Source organism: Bradyrhizobium sp. NBAIM14 (genome assembly GCF_020193895.1).
GTDB classification, from domain to species: domain Bacteria; phylum Pseudomonadota; class Alphaproteobacteria; order Rhizobiales; family Xanthobacteraceae; genus Bradyrhizobium; species Bradyrhizobium yuanmingense.
Genome location: NZ_JADYVQ010000114.1, coordinates 1 through 392 on the forward strand (window position 1 = coordinate 1; position 392 = coordinate 392).

The following is a 392-nucleotide window of genomic DNA, read 5'->3' on the forward strand; positions in this document are numbered from 1 at the left end:
GCCCAGAACCACCGCAGCAATAGCATCCAGCTCATAGCCAGTCCCCGCCGTGGGTTGTGCGGAGGAGAGACGCGCCACTTCAATGATCCCGGCCAGCGATGCCAGCAGACCACAAAGAGAATAGACGATGATTTTGATTTTATTGACGTTGATACCAGAAAGACGCGTTGCCGCTTCGTTGCCGCCCAGCGCGTAGATGTAACGCCCCAGACGCGTGTGATGCAGCATGTACCAGGCCGCGAGGAAGACAATCCCCATGATCCAGACTGGCGTCGGTACGCCCAGCGGACGACCAATACCAAACCAGCCAAACAGATCGGCGTTTTCAGTAAAGCCGGTATTCACTGGGCTACCGTTGGTATAAACCATGGTCACGCCGCGCAGTAAAAGCA

At 56.1% G+C, this 392-nt stretch carries 1 protein-coding gene; it reads right to left on the minus strand.

The window, feature by feature from the left end:
• Positions 1-392, minus strand: a 392-nt coding sequence (locus I6F28_RS37260; protein ID WP_524536140.1) for an ABC transporter permease, incomplete at both ends; no start/stop codon positions are given.